Source organism: Rheinheimera gaetbuli (assembly GCF_054781935.1).
Genome location: NZ_BAAGTL010000008.1, coordinates 763,647 through 785,585 on the forward strand (window position 1 = coordinate 763,647; position 21,939 = coordinate 785,585).

Annotated in this window: 22 protein-coding genes; 8 read left to right on the forward strand and 14 right to left on the reverse strand. The window is 48.9% G+C overall.

What is annotated here, in order from left to right; all coding sequences use genetic code 11:
* Nucleotides 1-21: 21 nt before the first annotated feature.
* From nusA to ACYVIC_RS10405, 8 genes are all read left to right on the forward strand, one after another.
* Nucleotides 22-1,521, forward strand: a complete 1,500-nt coding sequence (gene nusA / locus ACYVIC_RS10370) for a transcription termination factor NusA (protein WP_460859665.1) — start codon at nt 22-24, stop codon at nt 1,519-1,521.
* Nucleotides 1,522-1,542: 21 nt separating this feature from the next.
* Nucleotides 1,543-4,227 (forward strand): translation initiation factor IF-2, encoded by a 2,685-nt coding sequence (gene infB, locus ACYVIC_RS10375; protein WP_460859666.1) that lies wholly within the window; start codon nt 1,543-1,545, stop codon nt 4,225-4,227.
* 71 nt (nt 4,228-4,298) lie between these two features.
* Nucleotides 4,299-4,745: a 30S ribosome-binding factor RbfA gene (rbfA, locus tag ACYVIC_RS10380; RefSeq protein WP_460859669.1), complete on the forward strand. Its 447-nt coding sequence runs from the start codon at nt 4,299-4,301 to the stop codon at nt 4,743-4,745.
* The gene (truB, locus tag ACYVIC_RS10385) at nt 4,745-5,671 is read left to right on the forward strand and encodes a tRNA pseudouridine(55) synthase TruB (protein ID WP_460859671.1); all 927 of its coding nucleotides are present in this window, start codon (nt 4,745-4,747) and stop codon (nt 5,669-5,671) included. Before rbfA ends, truB begins: the two co-directional genes overlap by 1 nt.
* A 123-nt stretch (nt 5,672-5,794) precedes the next feature.
* A complete protein-coding gene (rpsO, locus tag ACYVIC_RS10390) occupies nt 5,795-6,064 on the forward strand; it encodes a 30S ribosomal protein S15 (RefSeq protein ID WP_335735193.1) in 270 nt (89 codons plus the stop codon).
* Nucleotides 6,065-6,239: 175 nt separating this feature from the next.
* Complete coding sequence (gene pnp, locus ACYVIC_RS10395) at nt 6,240-8,369, forward strand: polyribonucleotide nucleotidyltransferase (protein WP_460859673.1); 2,130 nt, start codon at nt 6,240-6,242, stop codon at nt 8,367-8,369.
* On the forward strand, nt 8,362-9,258 hold the full coding sequence (gene nlpI, locus ACYVIC_RS10400) for a lipoprotein NlpI (protein ID WP_460859676.1): 897 nt from the start codon (nt 8,362-8,364) through the stop codon (nt 9,256-9,258). Before pnp ends, nlpI begins: the two co-directional genes overlap by 8 nt.
* Entirely contained in the window at nt 9,242-10,414 is a 1,173-nt protein-coding gene (locus ACYVIC_RS10405; RefSeq protein WP_460859678.1) for a hypothetical protein, read from the forward strand. The genes nlpI and ACYVIC_RS10405 overlap by 17 nt, the downstream gene beginning before the upstream one ends.
* Before the next feature lie 20 nt (nt 10,415-10,434).
* Here the strand turns inward: ACYVIC_RS10405 and ACYVIC_RS10410 are convergent, their stop codons facing one another.
* The 14 genes from ACYVIC_RS10410 to ACYVIC_RS10475 form a co-directional block, all read right to left on the reverse strand.
* Nucleotides 10,435-10,794 (reverse strand): PilZ domain-containing protein, encoded by a 360-nt coding sequence (locus ACYVIC_RS10410; protein ID WP_460859681.1) that lies wholly within the window; start codon nt 10,792-10,794, stop codon nt 10,435-10,437.
* A gap of 142 nt (nt 10,795-10,936) precedes the next feature.
* Nucleotides 10,937-11,620 carry a hypothetical protein gene (locus ACYVIC_RS10415; protein WP_460859683.1) on the reverse strand — a complete coding sequence of 228 codons (684 nt, stop codon included), beginning with the start codon at nt 11,618-11,620 and terminating at the stop codon, nt 10,937-10,939.
* Nucleotides 11,621-11,836: 216 nt separating this feature from the next.
* On the reverse strand, nt 11,837-12,802 hold the full coding sequence (gene lipA / locus ACYVIC_RS10420; protein ID WP_460859684.1) for a lipoyl synthase: 966 nt from the start codon (nt 12,800-12,802) through the stop codon (nt 11,837-11,839).
* Complete coding sequence (gene lipB / locus ACYVIC_RS10425; RefSeq protein ID WP_460859685.1) at nt 12,795-13,496, reverse strand: lipoyl(octanoyl) transferase LipB; 702 nt, start codon at nt 13,494-13,496, stop codon at nt 12,795-12,797. The genes lipA and lipB overlap by 8 nt, the downstream gene beginning before the upstream one ends.
* 49 nt (nt 13,497-13,545) lie before the next feature.
* Entirely contained in the window at nt 13,546-13,827 is a 282-nt protein-coding gene (gene ybeD, locus ACYVIC_RS10430; protein WP_460859687.1) for a DUF493 family protein YbeD, read from the reverse strand.
* 108 nt (nt 13,828-13,935) lie between these two features.
* A complete protein-coding gene (locus ACYVIC_RS10435) occupies nt 13,936-15,093 on the reverse strand; it encodes a serine hydrolase (protein ID WP_460859689.1) in 1,158 nt (385 codons plus the stop codon).
* A gap of 42 nt (nt 15,094-15,135) precedes the next feature.
* Entirely contained in the window at nt 15,136-15,927 is a 792-nt protein-coding gene (locus ACYVIC_RS10440; RefSeq protein WP_460859691.1) for a septal ring lytic transglycosylase RlpA family protein, read from the reverse strand.
* Nucleotides 15,924-17,042 (reverse strand): rod shape-determining protein RodA, encoded by a 1,119-nt coding sequence (gene rodA, locus ACYVIC_RS10445; protein WP_460859693.1) that lies wholly within the window; start codon nt 17,040-17,042, stop codon nt 15,924-15,926. The genes ACYVIC_RS10440 and rodA overlap by 4 nt, the downstream gene beginning before the upstream one ends.
* Nucleotides 17,035-18,903, reverse strand: coding sequence for a penicillin-binding protein 2 (mrdA, locus tag ACYVIC_RS10450; protein WP_460859695.1), 1,869 nt, complete (start codon nt 18,901-18,903; stop codon nt 17,035-17,037). The genes rodA and mrdA overlap by 8 nt, the downstream gene beginning before the upstream one ends.
* A gap of 2 nt (nt 18,904-18,905) precedes the next feature.
* Entirely contained in the window at nt 18,906-19,376 is a 471-nt protein-coding gene (gene rlmH, locus ACYVIC_RS10455; protein WP_460859696.1) for a 23S rRNA (pseudouridine(1915)-N(3))-methyltransferase RlmH, read from the reverse strand.
* A gap of 6 nt (nt 19,377-19,382) precedes the next feature.
* Nucleotides 19,383-19,688: a ribosome silencing factor gene (gene rsfS / locus ACYVIC_RS10460; protein ID WP_460859726.1), complete on the reverse strand. Its 306-nt coding sequence runs from the start codon at nt 19,686-19,688 to the stop codon at nt 19,383-19,385.
* Between the two features lie 77 nt (nt 19,689-19,765).
* The gene (nadD, locus tag ACYVIC_RS10465) at nt 19,766-20,401 is read right to left on the reverse strand and encodes a nicotinate-nucleotide adenylyltransferase (protein WP_460859698.1); all 636 of its coding nucleotides are present in this window, start codon (nt 20,399-20,401) and stop codon (nt 19,766-19,768) included.
* Nucleotides 20,394-21,440, reverse strand: coding sequence for a DNA polymerase III subunit delta (holA, locus tag ACYVIC_RS10470; RefSeq protein ID WP_460859699.1), 1,047 nt, complete (start codon nt 21,438-21,440; stop codon nt 20,394-20,396). Before holA ends, nadD begins: the two co-directional genes overlap by 8 nt.
* A gap of 19 nt (nt 21,441-21,459) precedes the next feature.
* Nucleotides 21,460-21,939, reverse strand: coding sequence for an LPS-assembly lipoprotein LptE (locus ACYVIC_RS10475; protein ID WP_460859701.1), 480 nt, complete (start codon nt 21,937-21,939; stop codon nt 21,460-21,462).

Sequence of the window (21,939 nt, forward strand, 5' to 3'; positions counted from 1 at the left end):
GGCAAAGCGAGGCAACAAACAATGGCAAAAGAAATATTATTAGTTGTTGATGCGGTTTCAAACGAAAAATCAGTACCGCGGGAGAAAATCTTCCAGGCGCTTGAATTTGCGTTGGCGGCAGCCACTAAAAAGAAAAATGAAGGCGATATTGAAGTTCGAGTTAGCATTGACCGTAAAACCGGCTCTTACGAAACCTTCCGTCGCTGGCAGGTTATTCCGGATGATCAGGTGCAGGAACATCCGTACCGCGAGATGACATTATCTGCTGCGCAGTATGATGAGCCTTCTGTTCAGGTTGGCGATTACTACGAAGAACAAATTGACTCTATCGAGTTTGATCGTATTACTACGCAAATGGCGAAACAGGTTATCGTACAAAAAGTGCGTGAAGCTGAGCGCTCTCAGGTAGTAGAAGCCTATATCGACCAGGTGGGTGAGCTGGTTACCGGTGTGGTTAAAAAAGCTAACCGCGACAGCATTATTGTTGACTTGGGTAACAATGCAGAAGCGATGTTGGGCCGCGATGAAATGTTACCGCGTGAAACTTATCGCCCGGGCGACCGTATTCGCGCTTTATTGTTTGAAGTTAAACCGGAAGCACGTGGCGCCCAGCTGTTTTTAAGCCGTTCGCGGCCTGAAATGCTGCTGGAATTGTTCCGTATTGAAGTGCCGGAAATTGGCGAAGAAATGATTGAGCTGCGTGGTGCGGCCCGTGACCCGGGTGCACGCGCTAAAATCGCAGTGAAGAGCAATGATCGTCGTATTGACCCTGTCGGTGCTTGCGTAGGTATGCGTGGTTCTCGGGTACAGGCCGTCTCTAACGAGCTGGCTGGCGAGCGGGTTGATATCGTGTTGTATGACGATAACGACGCCCAGTTTGTTATCAATGCCATGGCTCCGGCCGAAGTGGCTTCTATCATCGTTGATGAAGATGCCCATTCAATGGATATCGCGGTAGAAGATGCCAACCTTGCGATGGCAATTGGCCGTAACGGTCAAAACGTGCGTTTGGCTAGTCAGCTTACCGGCTGGGAGCTAAACGTGATGTCAGTGTCGGCGATGAAACAAAAACATCAGGAAGAAACCGCTAAGGTACGCCAGGTATTTGTTGATGCGTTGGAAATTGACGAAGATTTCGCCGACGTGTTGGTAGACGAGGGTTTTGCCACACTGGAAGAAATTGCTTATGTCCCGATCAGTGAGCTGTTAAGCATCGATGGTTTGGACGAAGCGACAGTAGAAGAACTGCGTGGTCGTGCTAAAGCGGTATTGACCACCCGCGCTCTGGCCAGTGAAGAATCGCTGGAAGACGCGCAGCCAAGCGAAGCGCTGTTAGCGCTGGAAGGATTAGATACCCACATGGCCTATGTACTGGCCAGCAAAGGGGTAACAACGTTAGACGACCTGGCAGAGCTGGGTGTCGATGATTTATTGGAAATTGCCACAATGTCGGAACAACAAGCCGCCGACTTGATTATGGCAGCCCGTAACATCGTTTGGTTTAGCGAAGAAAATAAGTAGTCAACGGAGGTAACAACACAAATGGCAGAAGTCACTATAGAAAAGCTAGCCAGTGATGTCGGTACTACTGTTGAACGGTTAGTGCAGCAATTCGCTGATGCCGGTATCAGTAAAACAGCCGGTCAGGTAGTCAGTGAAGATGAGAAGAAGTCCTTGCTGGAGCATTTAAGCGCTCAGCATGGCGGCAAAGCAGCGGAGCCTTCACGGTTAACATTGAAGCGTAAAGAAAAGACCACGCTTAGTGTGTCTGGCGGTGCAGGGCGTAACCGTGAAATACAGGTAGAAGTACGTAAGCAAAAAACCTATGTTAAAAAGCCATTGGTTGATGAAGCAACGTTAAAAGCGCAGGAAGACGCGCGCCTGGCTGAAGAAAAAGCTAATGCAGATGCGCAACAAGCCCGCGTAGAAGCTGAGCGTAAAGCGAAAGAAATTGCTGCAGCTAAAGCGAAAGAAGAAGCTGAGCGTAAAGCGGTTGAAGCAAAACGTCGCGAAGAAGCCAAGCAGGCTCAGCTGTTAAAAGATGATCCGGAAGAAGCCGCGCGTCGTGCAGCTAAAGAAGAAGCGCGTAAAGAAGCCGATCGTATTCGTCAACAGCAAGAAGCTGAAGCACTGCGTAAGCTGGAAGAAGAAGCTGCCAAGCAGGCAGAGGCTGCGCGTAAATTAGCAGAAGAAAACAGTGAACGTTGGGCACAGGAAGAAAAAGCCAAGCCAGCTGACACTGATGACTATCACCTGACCAGTAACGAGTTTGCTAAGCAAGCAGAAGACGAAGTAGACGCTAAAGAAGAGCGCGCTGGTCGTCGTGGTACTGGTAAAAAAGCGCCTGTTGTTAAAGGCAAAAAGAAAGACGACGCTAATGACAAAGAGGCGTTTAACCGCGCTAATCGTCATGCCAAAAAGAAGAAAACGCCTACTAGCATGCAGCATGGCTTTAATAAGCCAGCCCAGCCTGTTGAGCGCGAAGTAAAAATTGGTGAAACCATTACGGTGGCAGAATTAGCCGCTAAGATGGCGGTGAAAGCCTCTGAAGTGATTAAGGCAATGATGAAAATGGGCGCCATGGCGACCATTAATCAGGTGATTGATCAGGAAACGGCAGCTATTGTTTGTGAAGAGATGGGCCATAAGTTTACTCTTACCAAAGAAAATGAGCTGGAAGAAGCAGTAATGTCTGATCGCCAGGGCGAAGGTGAGCTTGAACCACGTGCGCCGGTTGTTACGGTAATGGGCCATGTTGACCATGGTAAAACCTCGTTACTGGACTACATCCGTAAAGCTAAGGTAGCAGCAGGCGAAGCCGGCGGTATTACTCAGCATATCGGTGCTTACCACGTTGATACTGATCGCGGTATGGTAACTTTCCTCGATACACCTGGCCACGCTGCCTTTACTTCTATGCGTGCCCGCGGTGCTAAGGCTACCGATATTGTTATTCTGGTTGTTGCCGCCGATGATGGTGTAATGCCGCAAACTAAAGAAGCGATTCAGCATGCTAAAGCAGCTGGTGTGCCGTTAGTGGTTGCTGTTAACAAAATGGATAAGCCAGAAGCCGATCCGGAGCGCGTGCGCAACGAGCTGTCTCAGTACGATGTTATCTCTGAAGAGTGGGGCGGTGATGTGCAGTTTGTGCCAGTGTCGGCGAAATCAGGCATGGGCATTGACGACTTACTTGAAGCTATTCTGAACCAGTCTGAATTGCTTGAGCTAAAAGCGGTGAAGCAAGGTCTGGCTCGTGGTGTGGTTATTGAATCACGCTTAGATAAAGGGCGTGGCCCGGTTGCCTCTATCCTGGTACAGGAAGGCACGTTAAAGCAAGGCGAGATTGTACTCTGTGGTTTTGAGTACGGCCGCGTACGGGCAATGCGTGACGAAAACGGTAAAGAAGTAAAAACTGCTGGCCCGTCTATTCCGGTAGAAATCTTAGGTTTATCTGGCGTACCGCAAGCCGGTGACGAAGTGACAGTGGTTAAAGACGAGCGTAAAGCGCGTGAAGTAGCATTGTACCGTCAGGGTAAATTCCGTGATATTAAACTGGCTCGCCAGCAGAAGTCTAAGTTGGAAAATATGTTTGCCAACATGACTGAGGGCGATGTGTCTGAGTTGAACATCGTGCTTAAAGCGGACGTGCAAGGTTCAGTTGAAGCTATTACTGAGTCTCTGATGAAACTGTCAACTGACGAAGTGAAAGTGAAAATTGTCGGCAGTGGCGTAGGTGGTATTACTGAAACCGACGTTACTCTGGCTGCAGCTTCATCGGCAATTGTGATCGGCTTTAACGTACGTGCCGACGGCACTGCACGTAAGCTGGTAGAAGACGAAGGCCTGGACTTACGTTACTACGGCATCATTTACGAGCTGTTAGATGAAGTTCGCGCTGCAATGACCGGCATGTTAGCACCAGAGTTTAAACAGCAGATCATTGGTCTGGCGCAGGTGCGTGATGTATTCCGTTCACCTAAATTTGGCGCAGTAGCCGGCTGTATGGTAACGGAAGGTGTGATCAAACGTAACGCACCTATCCGCGTATTGCGTGACAACGTGGTGATTTTCGAAGGCGAACTGGAATCGCTGCGTCGCTTTAAAGACGATGTTAGCGAAGTACGTAACGGCTTCGAATGTGGTATCGGCGTGAAGAACTACAACGATGTGCGCGAAGGCGACCAAATCGAAGTGTTCGAAGTAATACAGGTTGAACGCACCCTGTAACAGGCTACGTAACAATAAAACAGGGGCCTTGGGCCCCTGTTTTGTCTGCAACAGACAATGGAAATAGAGCTATGAAAGAATTCTCACGCGTCGACAGACTGTCGCAGCAAATGAAAAAAGAAATGGCGGTGATCCTGCAACGCGAAATTAAAGATCCGCGTCTGCACAGTATGATCACGGTGTCGGATGTCGAAGTGTCACGCGACCTGTCACATGCTAAGGTATTTGTTACCTTTTTAGGCCTGGCCGATGAAAAGGTTGAAGACAACCTTAAGATCCTGAATGATGCCTCCGGCTTTGTGCGTAGCCTTATAGGTAAGCGTATTCAAGCGCGTATCGTACCGCATATCCGCTTTGTGTTTGATGAGTCATTAAACGAAGGGATCCGCATGGCAACACTGGTTAGCACGGCGCGGGCCGAAGATGATCGGCGCCGTCTGGAGTCTGGTCAGGCACTGGATGATGTTGCTGCTGACGATGCTGCAGATGTAAACAATAGTGACGAGCCGATAAACTAATGGCGCGGAAAAACGCCCGTGCTGTTAACGGCATCTTACTGCTGGACAAACCGCTGGAAGTTAGTAGCAACGGAATTTTACAGCGGGTACGCTGGCTTTATCAGGCACAAAAAGCCGGCCATACCGGTGCGTTGGACCCGATGGCTTCCGGCTTACTGCCAATTTGTTTTGGTGAAGCCACCAAGTTTAGCCAGTTCTTGTTAGACACCGATAAAACTTATCTGGTAACGGCGGTTTTTGGCGTGCGTACCAGCACCAGTGATGCAGAAGGCGAAGTAATAAGTGAAAAGCCGGTGCAATTCAGTCAGACTGAACTGGAACAGGCGTTAACCACGTTTCGCGGTGATATTTTGCAAGTACCGACGATGTTTTCAGCGCTAAAGTATCAGGGCCAGCCATTATACCGTTATGCCAGACAGGGTATTACCGTACCACGCGAGGCCAGGCCAATAAGCATCTTTCGCTTTGAGCTGCTTAAGTTCGACGGCGCAACGGCCGATTTTATTGTGCATTGTAGTAAAGGCACCTATATCCGCACTCTGATTGACGATTTAGGTGAGGCGCTTGGGTGTGGCGCCCATGTCGGTGCTTTGCACCGTACTCATGTAGGTCCCTTTGTGGCAGAACAAATGATTGCGCCGGCGCAGCTGGATGCACTGGCAGAGCAATGTCATGCCGCCAATAACTTTAGCGCAATGGATGCTCTGCTGCTGCCGCTGGATGCAGGCATTGTTAACATGCCTAAACTGCTGCTGACTGAGCAGGAGCAACACCGTTTACAACATGGTCAGCATTGTCAGGTTGGTACAGCAGATGTTGCTGCCATTAAACTGCATGGTCCGGACGATAGCTTCTTTGGCGTCGGCCAGATAGAACAAGGTGTACTTAGTTCGCGCCGTTTGCTTAATACTGCTGCCGTACAATAGCCTGGCATAGAAACGCCTTGTAAAATGGCGAAAAAATGCTATGATACTGCGGATTTTTTGGGGTCTGCTGGATGAGTGATCGGCGATACCCTTACCCTAGTTCACTCAGATTTGGAGCTAAATATGTCTTTAAGCGCTGCTGTAAAAGCAAAAATTGTTGCTGATTATGCTGTAAAGCAAGGCGACACAGGTTCACCAGAAGTACAGGTTGCCCTGTTAACTGCGTCTATTAACCACCTGCAAGGCCACTTTGCCGAGCACAAGCATGACTTCCACTCACGTCGCGGTCTGCTGCGTATGGTTAGTCAGCGTCGTAAATTACTGGACTACTTAAAAGGTAAAGATCAGAGCCGTTACGCTACTCTGATTGAGCGTTTAGGTTTACGCCGTTAATTGATTTTTGTAAAAAGGGGGCTTTGAGCCCCTTTTTTTATGCCACAGATTATTTTTAGCTTAAGTTCGCATTTGACTGAACTATCTTTTAGCTCCGGTTACAGAGTATACTAGCGCGGTATTAAATGAAGAAAATGTCATCGCAATCAGGCGATCAAGTTAAGGAAACAAACACGTGACTCCCATCGTAAAATCATTCCCGTTCGGCCAACACACTTTTACTTTAGAAACCGGCGTTATCGCCCGTCAGGCAGATGCCGCAGTGCTGGCCAGCCTGGGTGATACATCAGTTTTAGTAACGGTAGTGGGCAAGAAAGAAGCCAAACCTGGCCAGGATTTCTTCCCGTTAACGGTAAATTATCAAGAGAAAATGTATGCAGCCGGCCGTATCCCAGGCGGTTTTTTCAAGCGTGAAGGCCGCCCAAGTGAAGGCGAAACCTTAACGTCACGCTTAATTGACCGGCCAATTCGTCCGCTGTTCCCGGAAGGCTTTATCAATGAAGTGCAGGTTATTGCTACCGTAGTATCAGTACAGCCTGAAATTCAGCCGGACATCGTAGCGTTAATCGGTGCTTCTGCAGCGCTGGCGTTGTCAGGTATTCCGTTTGCCGGCCCAATTGGTGCGGCCCGTGTTGGTTATATCAATAACCAATATGTACTGAACCCGTCAGAAGAAGAGCTGAAAAGCTCTAAGTTAGACTTAGTGGTAGCCGGTACTGCCAGTGCAGTATTAATGGTTGAGTCTGAAGCCGGTATTCTGTCTGAAGACGTGATGTTGGGCGCAGTAATGTATGGCCATGAGCAAATGCAAACGGCTATCAATGCTATCAACGAATTTGCTGCTGAAGGCGCTAAGCCGAAGTGGAATTGGCAGGCACCGGCGAAAAACCAGCCGTTAATTGCCAAAATTGATGAACTTGCCCGTGCACAGTTAAGCGAAGCATACCAGATCACTGAAAAAGCTAAGCGCTATGAGCGTATCGGCGAAATCAAAGCGGCATTGTTAGAAAAACTGACTGCTGAGCTGGCCGAAGGCGAAGAGCTGAACAAAAACGAAGTAGGCGAGATTTTCCACGAGCTGGAATCTAAAGTAGTACGTGGCCGTATCACCAAAGGTGAACCACGTATCGATGGCCGCGATCCTGAAATGATCCGTGGTTTAAGCGTAATGACAGGCGTACTGCCACGTACTCACGGTTCTGCATTGTTTACCCGTGGTGAAACTCAGGCACTGGTAACGGCTACCTTAGGTACAGCACGCGATGCACAAAACATCGACGACTTGTTAAGCGCCAAAACTGACACCTTTATGCTGCACTACAACTTCCCGCCGTACTGTGTGGGCGAAACTGGCATGGTCGGTTCACCTAAGCGTCGCGAAATCGGCCATGGCCGCTTAGCTAAGCGCGGTGTATTAGCCGTAATGCCTGATTTCAATGACTTCCCGTACACAGTACGTATTGTGTCAGAAATCACTGAATCTAACGGTTCAAGCTCTATGGCATCAGTCTGTGGTTCTTCTTTAGCACTAATGGACGCTGGCGTACCTATTAAAGCCTCTGTGGCTGGTATTGCCATGGGTCTGGTAAAAGAAGGCGACGACTTCGTGGTACTGTCAGACATCTTAGGTGATGAAGATCATTTAGGCGATATGGACTTTAAAGTAGCCGGTACTACCGATGGTATTACTGCACTGCAAATGGACATAAAGATTGACGGCATCACTAAAGAAATTATGCAGATCGCGCTGAAGCAAGCTAAAGCAGCGCGTTTGCACATTCTTAACGTGATGGACCAGGCGATCAGCGGTCACCGCGAAGAGATGTCTGAATACGCTCCACGCATTTACACCATGAAGATTAATCCGGAGAAAATCCGTGAAGTTATCGGTAAAGGTGGTGCGGTAATTCGTCAGATCACTGAAGAATCTGGCACCACTATCGAGCTGGAAGATGACGGCAGCATAAAAATTGCCGCGACGACCGCCAAAGCCGCACAAATCGCTATCGACAAGATCAACGCCATTACCGCTGAGATTGAAGTGGGTGCCATTTATGAAGGTGAAGTTGTACGTATTGTTGACTTCGGCGCCTTTGTAAACGTACTGCCAGGTAAAGATGGCTTGGTTCACATTTCACAAATCTCTGATGAGCGCGTGAATAATGTATCCGAGCACCTGACCTTAGGCCAGAAAGTTTCTGTAAAAGTGCTGGAAGTTGATAAGCAAGGCCGCGTGCGTTTAAGCATTAAAGAAGCTAGCGCTAAACCTGCATCAGAGTCTGCGAATGCTGAAGCAAATGCCTGATAGGCTGTTACGCTGTGCAGCGCCGTTGGCGCTGCTTGCGCTATTGCTGGGTGGCTGTGCTTCACAGTCACCATCGGCAACCCTGTGGCTTACACCTGAGCCGCAGCCTGTTTCCTACCGTACCGAGCTGGCTATTGCCCGTTTAAGCGAAATATTGCATCGTGCCGAGTTATCAGAAGAGCAATCTGCTCAGCTGTACTATGACCGTGGCGTGATGTACGACAGCGTAGGCCTGCGTACTTTGGCCCGTCTCGATTTTATGCGTGCGTTGCGGTTAAAGCCGGATATGGCTGATGCGTATAATTTCGTTGGTATTCATCATACGGTAAGTGGTGAATTTGACGCAGCTTATGAAGCGTTTGATTCGGCACTGGAGTTAGCACCCGAGCATGAGTATGCCTATCTTAATCGCGGTATTGCGTTGTACTATGCTGGTAAAACTGAACTGGCAGCGCAAGATTTGCAGCGTTTTCTGGCGCTGAAGCCTGCAGATGCTTATCGGATAATCTGGTTATATTTAGTGCAAAGTGAGCTGTCTAAGCCTGTTGCCAAACAACAGCTAATACAACAGCTGCAAATGTTAGATGCCAATGACTGGGCGACTAATCTGGTATTGTTTTTTGCCGGCCAGCTTGGTGAAAAGGCGCTGCTTGATTCGGTGCTGATTGATTTATCCAGCCCGCAGTTATTAGCTGAACGCTTATGCGAGGTGTATTTTTATCTGGCAAAGTGGCATGAGAGTCAGGAACGGCCACAGCAAGCATTGAGCTACTATAAAAAAGTGCTGGCGACTAATGTGTACGAGTTTGTTGAGCACCGCTATGCCCGGCTGGAAATGGCACGTTTGCGGGGCGAAAAGCCGCTGGACGCTTATGTTGATGAACCCTGAGTTCAGCCGCAAAGTAATAAAAAAAAGCCGCTTAGCCGGCTTTTTTGTTTTTGTGTTGTTGAGCGGCTGCAGCAAAGCGCCTTCACAGGATGAGTTGATCGCCAGAGCACAGACTGAACCTGCAATTGCCGTAAGCCTTGCCAGCCAGCGCCTGGAACAAGGTCAGCTTGATGCTGCACTGCACTATTTGCAGTTAGCCGCTATGGCAGGTGATCACAAAGCACTTGCGCATGCTCTGGCGCTACAACAACGTTTACAGGGTCGTTTGGATACTGCGCTATGGCTGGCACAACAATGGCACAGTGGTAAGCTGGCAGTTGATACTATAAACCCAACACAACGTGCAGAGCTAGGACTGTGGCCAGAGCAGAAACCACAAATGGCAGGATTTACTGCCGCTTCGGGGTGCAAGCTGACATTGCAGCCTGTTGTCAGCCAGCAACAGGGCGTAGCGCGTTGGCAAGAGCTATTGCATGCCTGGCAACAAGACTCGCAGTTAGCGACCTTGTCAGTGTGTTTTAATGCCTTGTATGTGGTTAACAGCACTGAACTGCGTTGCAGCGAGCAGGGCGGCAGCCGTATTAGCTGTCATTATCCTGCGTTGCAATCTCTGGTCAGTGCTGGTGGTTTTAGCCAGTTACTGGTGATTGCCGGGCGCGGTACAGCCAGCTATAACAACGGTATCCTACAACTGCCAGATAACGCTAGTTTGGCACTGTTGCGCCATGAGTTCATGCATGTTCTCGGTTTTGTCGACGAATATGCTTTAGCAGAAACCGCAGCGTCTGAACTGTGCCAGCCTGGCAAGGTGTATCCTAACCTGTTAATTCAGGCGAATGTTGACGCCTATCTGCAGCAGTGGCAATTGCCCGACGCACCGCAGTTAACCGCTGTTGATACCTGCCAGGCCATCGGTATACAAGCTTACAGGATTATTGCGCAAGATAATCTGATGCGGTTTTATGAGCTGGATTTACCTGCCGAGTATTTTACCCTGGCGCAGCAAATACTTGCGCGACCTGACAAACTGATGCCGGTACAATATTATTTTGCCTACCTGGCGCGGCAGCAACAAAACTGGCCGTTATGGCAACAGTTTATGCAGCAAGCAGCGGATTGGGGTTATGCCGATGCCAGCAGTGCACTGGCACCCTAGCGTGTAAGGCTGGTATAAAGTTATTCGTGCTCGCTAAGCTCAGTAAGCTCACGGCTTAGTAACTCGGCATCACCGAGGTTAAGCTCCAGCAGGCGGCGCAGGTGCGATACGCTATCAATATCAATTTTTTCACAGTGCAAGCCAACGGCAGTGGCAGACTGGTGCGCTACGCTGACTTCCATCACCAGTTCTACCGGAAAGTCGTTCAACGAAATACGTAATTCCATCACTTTGGGTAAAGAGCGGGGCCAGTCGGCAGGCTTTTTAATCAGCGCGCCTTTTAGCGACAAATCTAACACCTCTGTCGCGCAGCTGTGGCTGCCAATTTCAAGATGTGCTCTACCTTTAAAATTCACCCGGCTAAATCGTCTGTGTTCCATCGCATCCCCCCATTATTGCTGTAAGAAGCATAGCGGTTTTTAGCGGAAAAAACAGCTATGCCGGTAAGTGTCTTATAATGGATGCTACTTCGTTTGCGTTACTCTTGTAAAAAAGGGGCTGGTCAACTGAATGATTATAAAATTAAAATTGTAATTTACAAGATGCACCATTTTTTGTCGGCCCACAAGTCATTCTTTGTGAAGTGGCCCGAACCGAAAGCGCGCCACCAAACACTCGAATAACAACGAAGCTTTGACGGTATGTTATTCCGCCTTGACTCCATTGTACATCAGCGCTTGATTTACCATCTTCAGTTATGGAGCGGGCAATGTCATAATTCCAGGTCAACGGGTCAAGTTCACCAGGGATTGTAATCACCAAATCTTCGGTTGTTGACTCGGTTTGCAAAGACGGCATGCTGGTGCCGTACTTTTTGTTAAAGTACATCTGCTCATAAATATTGTATTCTGCCAGGCCAATGTTCAACAATGTTGCTACAGCCATTTTGCGCTGCACCACCAGCCTGGCCTGGGCGTAATCTTCCTGGCGCATCGCTGCTTTAGCGTCTGCATCTAATAAGGTGTATTCCTCCAAAAAGTCGTTATAGGTTACAACGGTATCAAGGCTAAAGTGATTTACATCCTGGTAAACTTCCTCTGCAAATGCCGCAACCGTCTGCATAGTTTGCTCAGAGTAAAAGAAACAAGCGGTTGAGTGGCAATCGTCAATTTGTAATTGCCAGGCTCGTGTTGACGTGTCGCTTGCCTGAAGCGGCAGAGAAAGCGTAGCCATAAGCAAAGCCAGATTAAACCGTTTATTTTTCATTATGACATCCCTGATCTTAATTTTTACATATTGTTAATAAGTGTTGCATAAACAAGTTTATAGAGAGGTGTGTTTTAAGTCAATATGTGGGATGTAAGGGTAGTTTGTTTAGTTCTTCCGCTGGATTACCGCGATATTAATCCGAAAATAGCTTATGTGGATATTAAAAATGCGCCCTCAGGCGCATTTTTCAAGCAGAACGCATTGTAGTGTTGATTAGCCTACTTCTTCACCGGCTGCCTGGCGGTCGGCGTGGTAGCTGGAACGTACAAACGGCCCGCTGGCGACGTGTTTAAAGCCCAGCTCATAAGCGATACGTTTAATTTCGTCGAACTCGGCCGGTGGCATGTAACGTTTTACCGGTAAGTGGTGCTTACTCGGCTGCAGGTACTGGCCAACGGTCAACATATCGACATCGTGCTCACGCAGGTCTTTTAATACCTCGATCAGCTCTTCAGTGGTTTCACCTAAGCCCACCATTAAGCCCGATTTTGTCGCGACGTTAGGGTGTGCTTCTTTATAGCGCTTTAACAGCTGCAACGACCACTTATAGTCGGCACCCGGCCGTGCCAGTTTGTATAACCTTGGTGCCGTTTCCAGGTTATGGTTAAACACATCCGGTGGGGTCTGGGTTAAAATATCCAGTGCGGTATCCATACGGCCGCGGAAGTCTGGCACCAATACTTCGATTTTAATACTGGGGTTGTGTTTGCGGATTTCGCGGATACAGTCAGCAAAATGCTGAGCACCGCCGTCGCGTAAATCATCGCGGTCTACCGAGGTTATCACCACATATTTTAGCTGCATGTCGCGAATAGTCAGCGCTAGTTTTTCTGGCTCTTCAGCGCTTGGCGGCAATGGGCGGCCGTGGGCAACATCACAAAACGGGCAGCGGCGGGTACAAATAGCGCCCAAAATCATAAAGGTGGCGGTGCCGTGGTTAAAGCATTCGGTTAGGTTAGGGCAAGCGGCTTCTTCGCATACCGAGTGCAGGCCATGCTTACGCAGTGCGCCTTTAATTTGGTCAATGCGCTCTGAGCTTTTTGGCAGTTTTATCTTTAGCCAATCTGGCTTGCGTAGCATTTGGTCCGGCTCGGTTGGCAGAACTTTAATCGGAATTAGCGCCATTTTTTCAGCGTCGCGTAATTTAACGCCAGGTTCCATACGTGCAGTTTTAGTCATTTTGCCAATCTAACCCTGTTTTGTATTGCAGTGTGTCTATGTTCAGCGCTTGCTGAAACAACTGCACTATTCGTTGTTTGGCCTGCGCAATATTTTGCGGGCCACCTACATCTTTGCACTGGATCATTTGCATACCGGCATAACCACAAGGATTGATGCGCGAGAATGGGCTTAAATCCATATTGACGTTTAGTGCCAGACCATGAAAGGTACAGCCTTTGCGCACCCGTAAGCCCAGAGATGCTATCTTAGCGCCATCAACATACACACCGGGCGCATCTGCTTTAGCATAAGCAGTAATGCCATGGCCGGTGAGTAAATCTACCAGTACCTGCTCAATTAATGTGACCAGTGCTCTTACACCGAGGTTGCGGCGTTTTAAATCCAGCAACACATACACCACTAACTGGCCGGGGCCGTGATAAGTAACCTGACCACCCCGATCAACCTTAACCACCGGAATATCGCCGGGAAATAGCAGATGTTCTTCCTTGCCCGCCTGGCCCTGAGTAAACACGCTATAGTGCTCAAGCAGCCAAAGCTCGTCTTTGGTGTCGCCGTCGCGCTGGTCAGTAAATTGTTGCATTGCGTGCCACACCTCGGTGTAGTCCTGCACGCCCAATTCTCTGACAATCAGTTGATGTGTTATAGCTGTAGGCACCTGTAATCCGGTTTGCTGTAAAACGCTGTGCATTATACCGCCCTTTGTATCTAATACGAGAGGTTAAACAGCAGGTACTACCTCAGAGTACATAGCGCACCAGCTCAATTTTGCCAAGCTCAGTGTACAGAAGTTCAATGTGTTGCTTACTGGTTACGGTAACGCTGACTGATACTGAATGATAATTACCCTTACTGCTGGGTTTTACTGCCGGGCTATAATCGCCTGCTTCTGTATGCTGACGCACGACCATCATAACGTGATCTACCAGATCGTCGTGTGCCAGACCCAGCACTTTAAAACTAAACTGGCACGGAAACTCCAGATACTCATCAAATTTGGTGTTTTTAACTTCATTTACCATGGTGTTCTCACTGTACTACAAGCAGGCGTTATCGGTTAATGTGCCAATTGTAACAAAAAGTCCCGGCATTTGCCGGGACTTGCTGCATTAAAGCCGCGCCGTTACCGGTTAAATAAACTTCATTTTAATGTAGTCGATCATTCGACTGAAAAAGCCACCTTCGGCCACATCTTCCAGCGCTACCATTGGATAGCTGGCTATGTCTTCACCGTTGAGTTTCAGATACACAGTACCAACCTGTTGGCCCTTTGAAATGGGGGCGATAAGCTGCTGATTCAAGGTGAAATCTGCTTGCAGATTTTTTTGCTGACCACGGGGTATCGTTACTTGTACTGCATTTAAAATGCCTAGTTGTACGTTTTCTTTGTCACCTTGCCATATACGTTGTTCAGCAAACTTTTCACCAGCCTGATAGGGCGTAATAGTTTCAAAAAAGCGAAAGCCGTAAGTTAACAGTTTTTTATTCTCAGCTACCCGGGTTTGTTCGCTAGCAGTACCCATTACTACAGAAATTAATCGCATTCCATCGCGGCTGGCAGAAGTGATCAAGCTAAAACCTGCTTCGCTGGTATGACCCGTTTTAATGCCATCTACGTCCAGGCTTCGATCCCATAGTAGAGAGTTACGGTTATATTGCTTAATGTCGTTGTAGCTGAATTCTCGTTCTGAATATACAGCATAGATGTCAGGCACATCCTTTATTAATGCGGCTGAAAGCAAAACCATGTCGCGCGGTGTTGTATAGTTTTCTGGACTTGGTAAACCATGGCTGTTGCCAAAGCGGCTGTTGTGCATACCTAACTTTTGGGCATGCGCATTCATCAAGTCGACAAAGGCGCTTTCGCTGCCCGCAATATGTTCTGCCAAGGCTACACAGGCATCATTCCCGGATTGAACAATCATCCCTTTAATCAGATCACCAATGGAAACTTTTGTACCCACTTCAATAAACATCAGTGATGAACCTGGAAAGTTTTTAGCCCAAGCATTTTCACTGACAGTGACCATATCTTGTATATTTACGTTACCATTTTTAAGCTCCATGCCAATAACATAAGCAGTCATCATTTTGGTGAGACTTGCCGGTGCCAGTGCCATATCGGCGTTGTTTTCGGCCAGTACTTTGCCGGTATCGTAATCGATAAGAATATGGCCTTTAGCGGCAACAGCAGGTGGTTGCGGCATAACTGTTTGCGCCTGAGCAGTCAGGCTAATACTGACAAAGGAGAGGGCGGCAATAGAAAAAATGTGACAATACGTATTCATAAGACCTGTTCTTTTATTTTATTAATGAGTGAATGTACCGTGTTAACTACACAAATTGCTGTTGGCAAAAAAAGCCGATGGAAAATTCCCGCGACGCAACTTACTTAACCATTGCTGTGCTTGCTGCTTGTCGCGGGTTGGACCAACCCGCAGCCGGAAAATTCCGCTACCAGGATGTATTTCTGCAGGTAGTGCCTGTTGCTGCTTAAGTTGTTGCAGCAATTGCTGAGCTTTGCTGGCGTCAGTACTGGCAAATACCTGAATGTAGCAAGCTTCTGGCGGTTGCTGCGCCAGCATCGCCGGCGACTGTAGCAGCTCTAGCTGAACTCTGGCTGTACCTTGTTGCAACATGCCAATTTTACCTGCAGCAGAATACGATAAGTCAATAACACGATCGCGGTGGAAAGGGCCGCGATCATTTACCCTGACGATAGCTGTTTTGCCATTGTCGAGATTGGTTACTTTAACATAAGACGGTAATGGCAGTGTTTTATGCGCTGCACTCATGGCAAACATATTATAGGTTTCACCGTTAGAGGTAAGGTGGCCGTGAAATTTATTGCCATACCAGGACGCGATACCGATTTCGGTGTGCACGGTGGCGTCGGTTAACGGCGTATAAGACTGACCAAATAGCCGGTAAGGACGATTGCCGCCCCTGCTGAGCGGTTCGGCCTTTGGCGCCGGATCGGTCATCTCCAATAACGTCGGCAACCGCGCAGGCTTACTGTCCTTTTGTTGCTGATAACGTCCTGCATTTGGCTCTGCCTCGGTAATGCGGGTACTGCAACTGCTAAGTGCCAGGCTAAGGCAAACTATCAGGGCTCTTATCATGGTGTCGCCAGGATCCTTTTGTGAGTGCCAACCGACATTATTACACCAAAAGCCGCCATCAGTGTCACCATTGACGTGCCACCATAACTGACTAACGGTAAGGGGACGCCCACCACGGGTAATAAGCCGGAGACCATACCAATGTTTACGAATACATAGACAAAAAATGTCAGAGTAAAGCTACCGGCAACCAGCTTGCTGTAATTATCCTGAGCCTGGCTGGCAATATGCATACAGCGGCCAATGATAAACAAATACAGACTAAGTAAAATTAGTACCCCGATTAAACCCAGTTCTTCGCTAATCACGGCAAAGATGAAGTCGGTATGGCGCTCCGGTAAAAATTCTAACTGAGACTGTGTGCCTTGTAAGTAGCCTTTGCCCTCCAGCCCGCCAGAGCCGATAGCAATTTTTGACTGAATAATATGATAACCGGACCCAAGCGGGTCACTTTCAGGGTTTAAAAAAGTCAGCACACGTTGGCGTTGATAGTCACGCATTAAAAACAGCCACAACACGGGTAAAAATGCCGATACTGCTGCTGCGACAAAGGCAATAAGGCGCCAGCTCATACCCGACATAAACAGTACAAATACGCCGGCCGTAAGGATCAGGATTGATGTGCCTAAGTCAGGTTGTTTGGCGATCAGCAATGTTGGAATGATACAGGCGAGAAAGCCCAGTAGCAGATGCCATAATCTGGGTGGTAAGCTGTGTTGCGCGATAATCCAGGCGACAGTCATTGGCACCGCCAGTTTCATAATCTCTGAGGGCTGAAATTTCATAAAGCCCAAATCCAACCAGCGTTGTGCTCCCTTGCCAACGTGGCCTACCAATAACACGGCAACCAGCATTGCTAGCCCGGCCAAAAATACAGGTAATGACCAGCGTCTCAGCGTCTGTGGCGTGATCTGTGCCACAGCGACCATTACCGCCAGCGCTACGCCTAATCGCACGAGCTGGGCTTTCATCATCCCCGTGCTTTGGCCTGACGCACTGTATAAAATAAACAAACCAAATACCAATAATGCCAGCAGGCCAAGCAGTAATGGGCCATCAATGTGAAATAAGTTTAACCGGCTGCGCCGGGTATGGCCGCTAAAATGCTCATTCACTCTGGTTTACTCCTGCGGCAAAATAGTAGTCCATCATTTGTCGGGCTATCGGCGCCGCGTTTGCACCACCACCGCCGGCATTTTCCAGTGCCACCGCAATCAGAATAGTGGGCTTGTCATAAGGCGCGTAGCCAATATACATGGCATTATCACGCAATCGCTCGTCTACTTTTTCTGCGTCATATTCTTCATCCTGGCCGATTGCAAACAACTGGGCGGTGCCGGTTTTGCCGGCAGAGTCGTAGTTGGCACCAACAAAAGCGTTGCGCGCTGTGCCGCCGATATCTCTTACAGTGCGATGCATGGTATCCATTACCACATCCCAGTTTTGTTGGTTTACCACTTCTATAGCCTGATGTACTTCTGGCGCTAGCGCGGTTTTACCCAGCACATCGCTAAAATGGGTCACCATATGCGGTTTAGCCAGCCTGCCCTGATTTAACAATACTGCTGTGGCGACGACCAGTTGTAATGGCGTAGTAGTCCAGTAGCTTTGGCCAATACTCAGTGGCACAGTGTCGCCCTGATACCAGGGTTGGTTATACCGGGCTCTTTTCCAGCCACGGGATGGCATAATGCCGCTGCTTTCTTCTAGAATATCAATACCGGTTTTTTCTCCAAAGCCCATCTTGCTCATATAATCGGAAATACGGTCTATACCCAGTTTTACGCCCATCTCATAAAAGTAGGTATCACAACTTTTCATCATGGCGGTATACACATCTACCCAACCATGCCCCCAGCGATAATGATCACGAAAGCGATGCTCAACATTAGGCAGCATAAAAAAACCAGGATCCCAGATTTTGGTCTCTGGCGTTACGGTGTTGCTCTCTAAACCCAGCAGTGCCAAATGGGGTTTAATGGTTGAAGCCGGTGGATAAGTACCTTGTGTAACACGATTAATTAGAGGCTTGTCACGTGAATTTAGCAGGGCGTTATAATTAGTAGAGCTGATACCGTGCACGAATAAATTAGGGTCGTAGCTTGGGTTGCTGTAAAACGCCAGTACCGCGCCGTCGCGCGGATCTATGGCGACTATAGCCCCACGCTGTTGCTGCAGTACTTGCTGTGCGGTAAGCTGCAAACCAACATCGAGCCCCAGATGTAAATTTTGTCCGGACACTGCCGGTACCGAACGCAGTACCCGGATAGAACGGCCGCGGTTGTTTACCTCTACTTCCTGATAACCCATAGTGCCATGCAGTTCACGTTGGTAAAAACGCTCAAGGCCTATTTTGCCAATGTCGCGGCTGGCGGCATAGTTTGCCAGCTCTTCGTCCTGTTCCAATTGCTGTAGCTCACGGCTGTTAATGCGGCCGATATAACCCAAAGCATGGGTAAACAAATCAGCAAAGGGGTAATGCCGGCTTAAACGGGCTTCAACAGTCACACCCGGGAAGCGGTGTTGGTTAGTGGCCAGAATGGCAACTTCAGTATCATCAAGCTGCTCTTTTAACGCTATGCTGTTAAAGCGCCGCTGCGCCTTTACCTGTGCCATAAAACTTTGCTGCTGCTCAGGTGAAATGCTAATGAGCTGCGCCAGTTGCGCTAGCGTTTGCGGCATATCTTTTACTTGCTCTGGGATCAGTTCCAGTGAGAACACCGGTCGGTTTTCTGCCAGCAAGATACCATTGCGATCAAAAATAAGCCCGCGATTGGGTGCTACAGGTACCACTTTGATCCGGTTGCCTTCAGAGCGGGTACGGTAATCCTGATAAGACACTACCTGCAGCTGATATTGGTTGTAGATGATCAAACAAAACAGCAAGGCCACGCCGGCTAAAGCAACAACAGCCCGCTGATTAAACAGCCGGGATTCTGCAGCAAAGTCCTGGATGGCAACGCGTTTCTTTAACATCTTTACTCGCGATGATAAGGATGATTAGTACAAATACTCCAGGCTCGGTACAGGCTTTCAGCCAGTACCACCCGAACCATTGGGTGCGGCAGTGTTAGTGCTGACAGCGACCATTTTGCCTCGCTTGCTGCAATGCAGGCCGGCGCTAAACCTTCCGGCCCACCTATTAGTAAGCAAACATCACGGCCGTCGCGCTGCCAGTCGGTCAACTTGCCAGCAAGCTGAGGGCTGCTCCAGTTGGCGCCGGTCACCTCCAGTGTAACAATGCGGCTGCCTTTAGGCACTGCGGCAAGCATCTTTTCGCCTTCCATTTCCAGAATGCGTTTAATATCAGCATTTTTACCACGCTTACCGGCAGCAATTTCTATCAGCTCCAGCGGTAAATCGCGCGGAAAACGACGGGCATATTCATCATAACCGCTTTGCACCCAGGCCGGCATTTTACTACCCACAGCGATAAGTATTAACTTCATCGCGGCTTAGGCGCTCCAGAGTTTTTCCAGCTGGTAGAAACCGCGGGTTTCTTCCAGCATGACATGTACAACTACGTCATCTAAATCCAGTAGTACCCATTCACCGGATGCCTGACCTTCAATGCCCAGTGTGGCGATGCCGGCTTTTTTAACTTCAGCGGCAACGTAATCGGCAATAGATTTAGTGTGACGGTTTGAGGTGCCAGAGCAGATTATCATAAATTCGGTAATGCTGGATTTACCACGCACGTCCAGCGTTACGATATCGCGGCCTTTTAAATCGTCTATTTTGTCCTGAATAAAACTTACCAGCTCGGTTGTTTGCACCCTAAGTCCTCTACACCTGAAAAAAGCAGCATTTTAGCATAGTTTAGCGTTGGTGTTAGTTATTACGCCTGATAGAGTCTATGCGTTTGAATATAGTTCAATACCGCCGGATCTAAAGTGTCTGCGGCCAGCTTATGGTGCTGTAATTGCTGGCGCACTGATGTCGCACTGATGTCAGTTAATGGATTGGGTAGCAGTAGGATGCCGCCGGTATCTGACTGGCGCAGCGCGGCCAGATCCTGTCGGCCATAGTGGTGTAGCAGCTCGGGCGCATCGCCCATACTGCTGTTGTAGCCCGGACGTTGGCAAACCAGCAAATGTGCCTGCTGTAAAATATGTTGCCAGTTTTTCCAGCTTTTCAGGTAACACAGCGAGTCCATGCCGATAATAAAATACCAGTTTATCTCTGGTTCGCGCTGGTGCAGCAGCGCCAGGCTGTCTGCTGTGTACGACGGCGTGGATTTTTCCAGTTCTAAACGTTCAAGTGACAAGCCGCTATGGCCGGTAATTGCCAGTTGTACCATAGTAGCGCGTTGCTCTGCGCTCACGCCGGGGCTGGCGCGATGTGGCGGCAGGTGGCATGGCATCAGCCTTACGCTGTCTAGTTGGCAATATTGCTGCACAAAGTTGGCACAACGTATATGGCCCTGATGTATCGGGTCAAAGGTGCCACCGAAGATGCCGATATGTTTAGTCATGGCTAAGTTGTTGCAGTGAAAACGTCTTTGCTAACGGATAAATAAACAGACTGACAAGATGCGCCAGTGCTACGCTGCTGTCAGATAGCTGCCCGGTTTTAAACAGCCGGTCAAAGGCGGCCAGTTCTGCCAGCAGATAATCAAGCCAGGCCAGGCTTAATCGTTGCAGGGCCTGTTGATACAAAGGTTGACGTTTAGGCCATATCGCCAGACGCTTGAATACGTCAGCCAGCGGTTGATTATTTTGTTGCGCCTGGGCCAGCTCGCGCAATGTTAATGCTTCTTTTTGTAAGTGCCAGGCAATAATTACTGGCTCGGTATCCTGCTGGCATAAACGCTGCAAACGGTGTAACGCATCATCGCTTTGTGCACTGAGCAGGCTGTCCAGCAATTGAAACACAGTAAAGCTGGAATGGTCTGCTAGAAACTGGCTTAACGCGTTAGCATCCAGCATTGTCCGGGCATTACTCAGCGCCAGTTTTTCCAGTTCCTGACGCGCTGCCAGCAGGTTGCCGGCACAATGCTGCTGTAATAATGCCAAGGCATCGCTGGTCAGTTGCAATTGCATCTGGCGGGCGCGTTCACGCAGCCATTGCAGGCTTTGGCGCTCATCCAGCGGGTAAACCGGTATTTGCACTGCCTGTGCTTGTAACTGCTTAAACCAGGCCAGTTTACTGACTTCACTGTGGCTTCGCTCGCCGTGAATAAGCAAAATAATATCGCTGTGTAACTGCTGCGGCAGCGCTTTAAGCTGGTCGTTGGCAACAGTTGACAGTTTTTGTTGCACCAGCTCCAGTTCTATCAAACGCTTTTCGGCAAACAACGACATGGCTTGTAACTCGTTGCTTAGTTCCTGCCAGTCAAACTGGGCATCGGCGCTAAAACTAAGCCGCTCATCATAGCCCTTCGCTTTGGCTGCCGCCCGGATAGCGTCTATGGCTTCTAATTTTTGCAGTGGCTCATCGCCAAACAATAAATAGCATGGAGCAAGCTGGTTTGTCAGGTGCTGTGCCAGTTGATTAGCGTACAGTTTTTGCATTAACGTTGCCGGTATTGCATTAGTGCAATCTGGCCAATTGGCGCAGTATGCGATTAGCCGCTTGCTGGCGCAATTCGTCCAGCATTAGCTCCAGCTCTTTGGCTTTTGCCAGCGCCTGATTAGGATCGTCCTGATAATCGCGATACAATTCAAACTGGTATGGCTGTGGCTCACCGTCAGGCATGGTAACCTGATAACGGACCTTGTAAATAAGCTCGTATTCGGCGACCTGGCCATTGGGAAACAACGACAGGGTGCGCCGCTCCAGTGAATCACTTATTAGCTGCAATACCGGTGCCTGGCTTTGATAACTGGCCAGTACCTGAACCTTGTTGTAGCTTAAGCGGTCACTTACCATGGCGGCTAATTCGGAGTGTCGCTCACTTTGAATATACATGGCTGGAAAATGGCTTAACGGTAAATCACCGCGCAGATGAAAACCGCAGCTGCTTAGCAGCATGCTACTAAGCAGTACCAGCAAAACGCTGCGGCGGGCCAT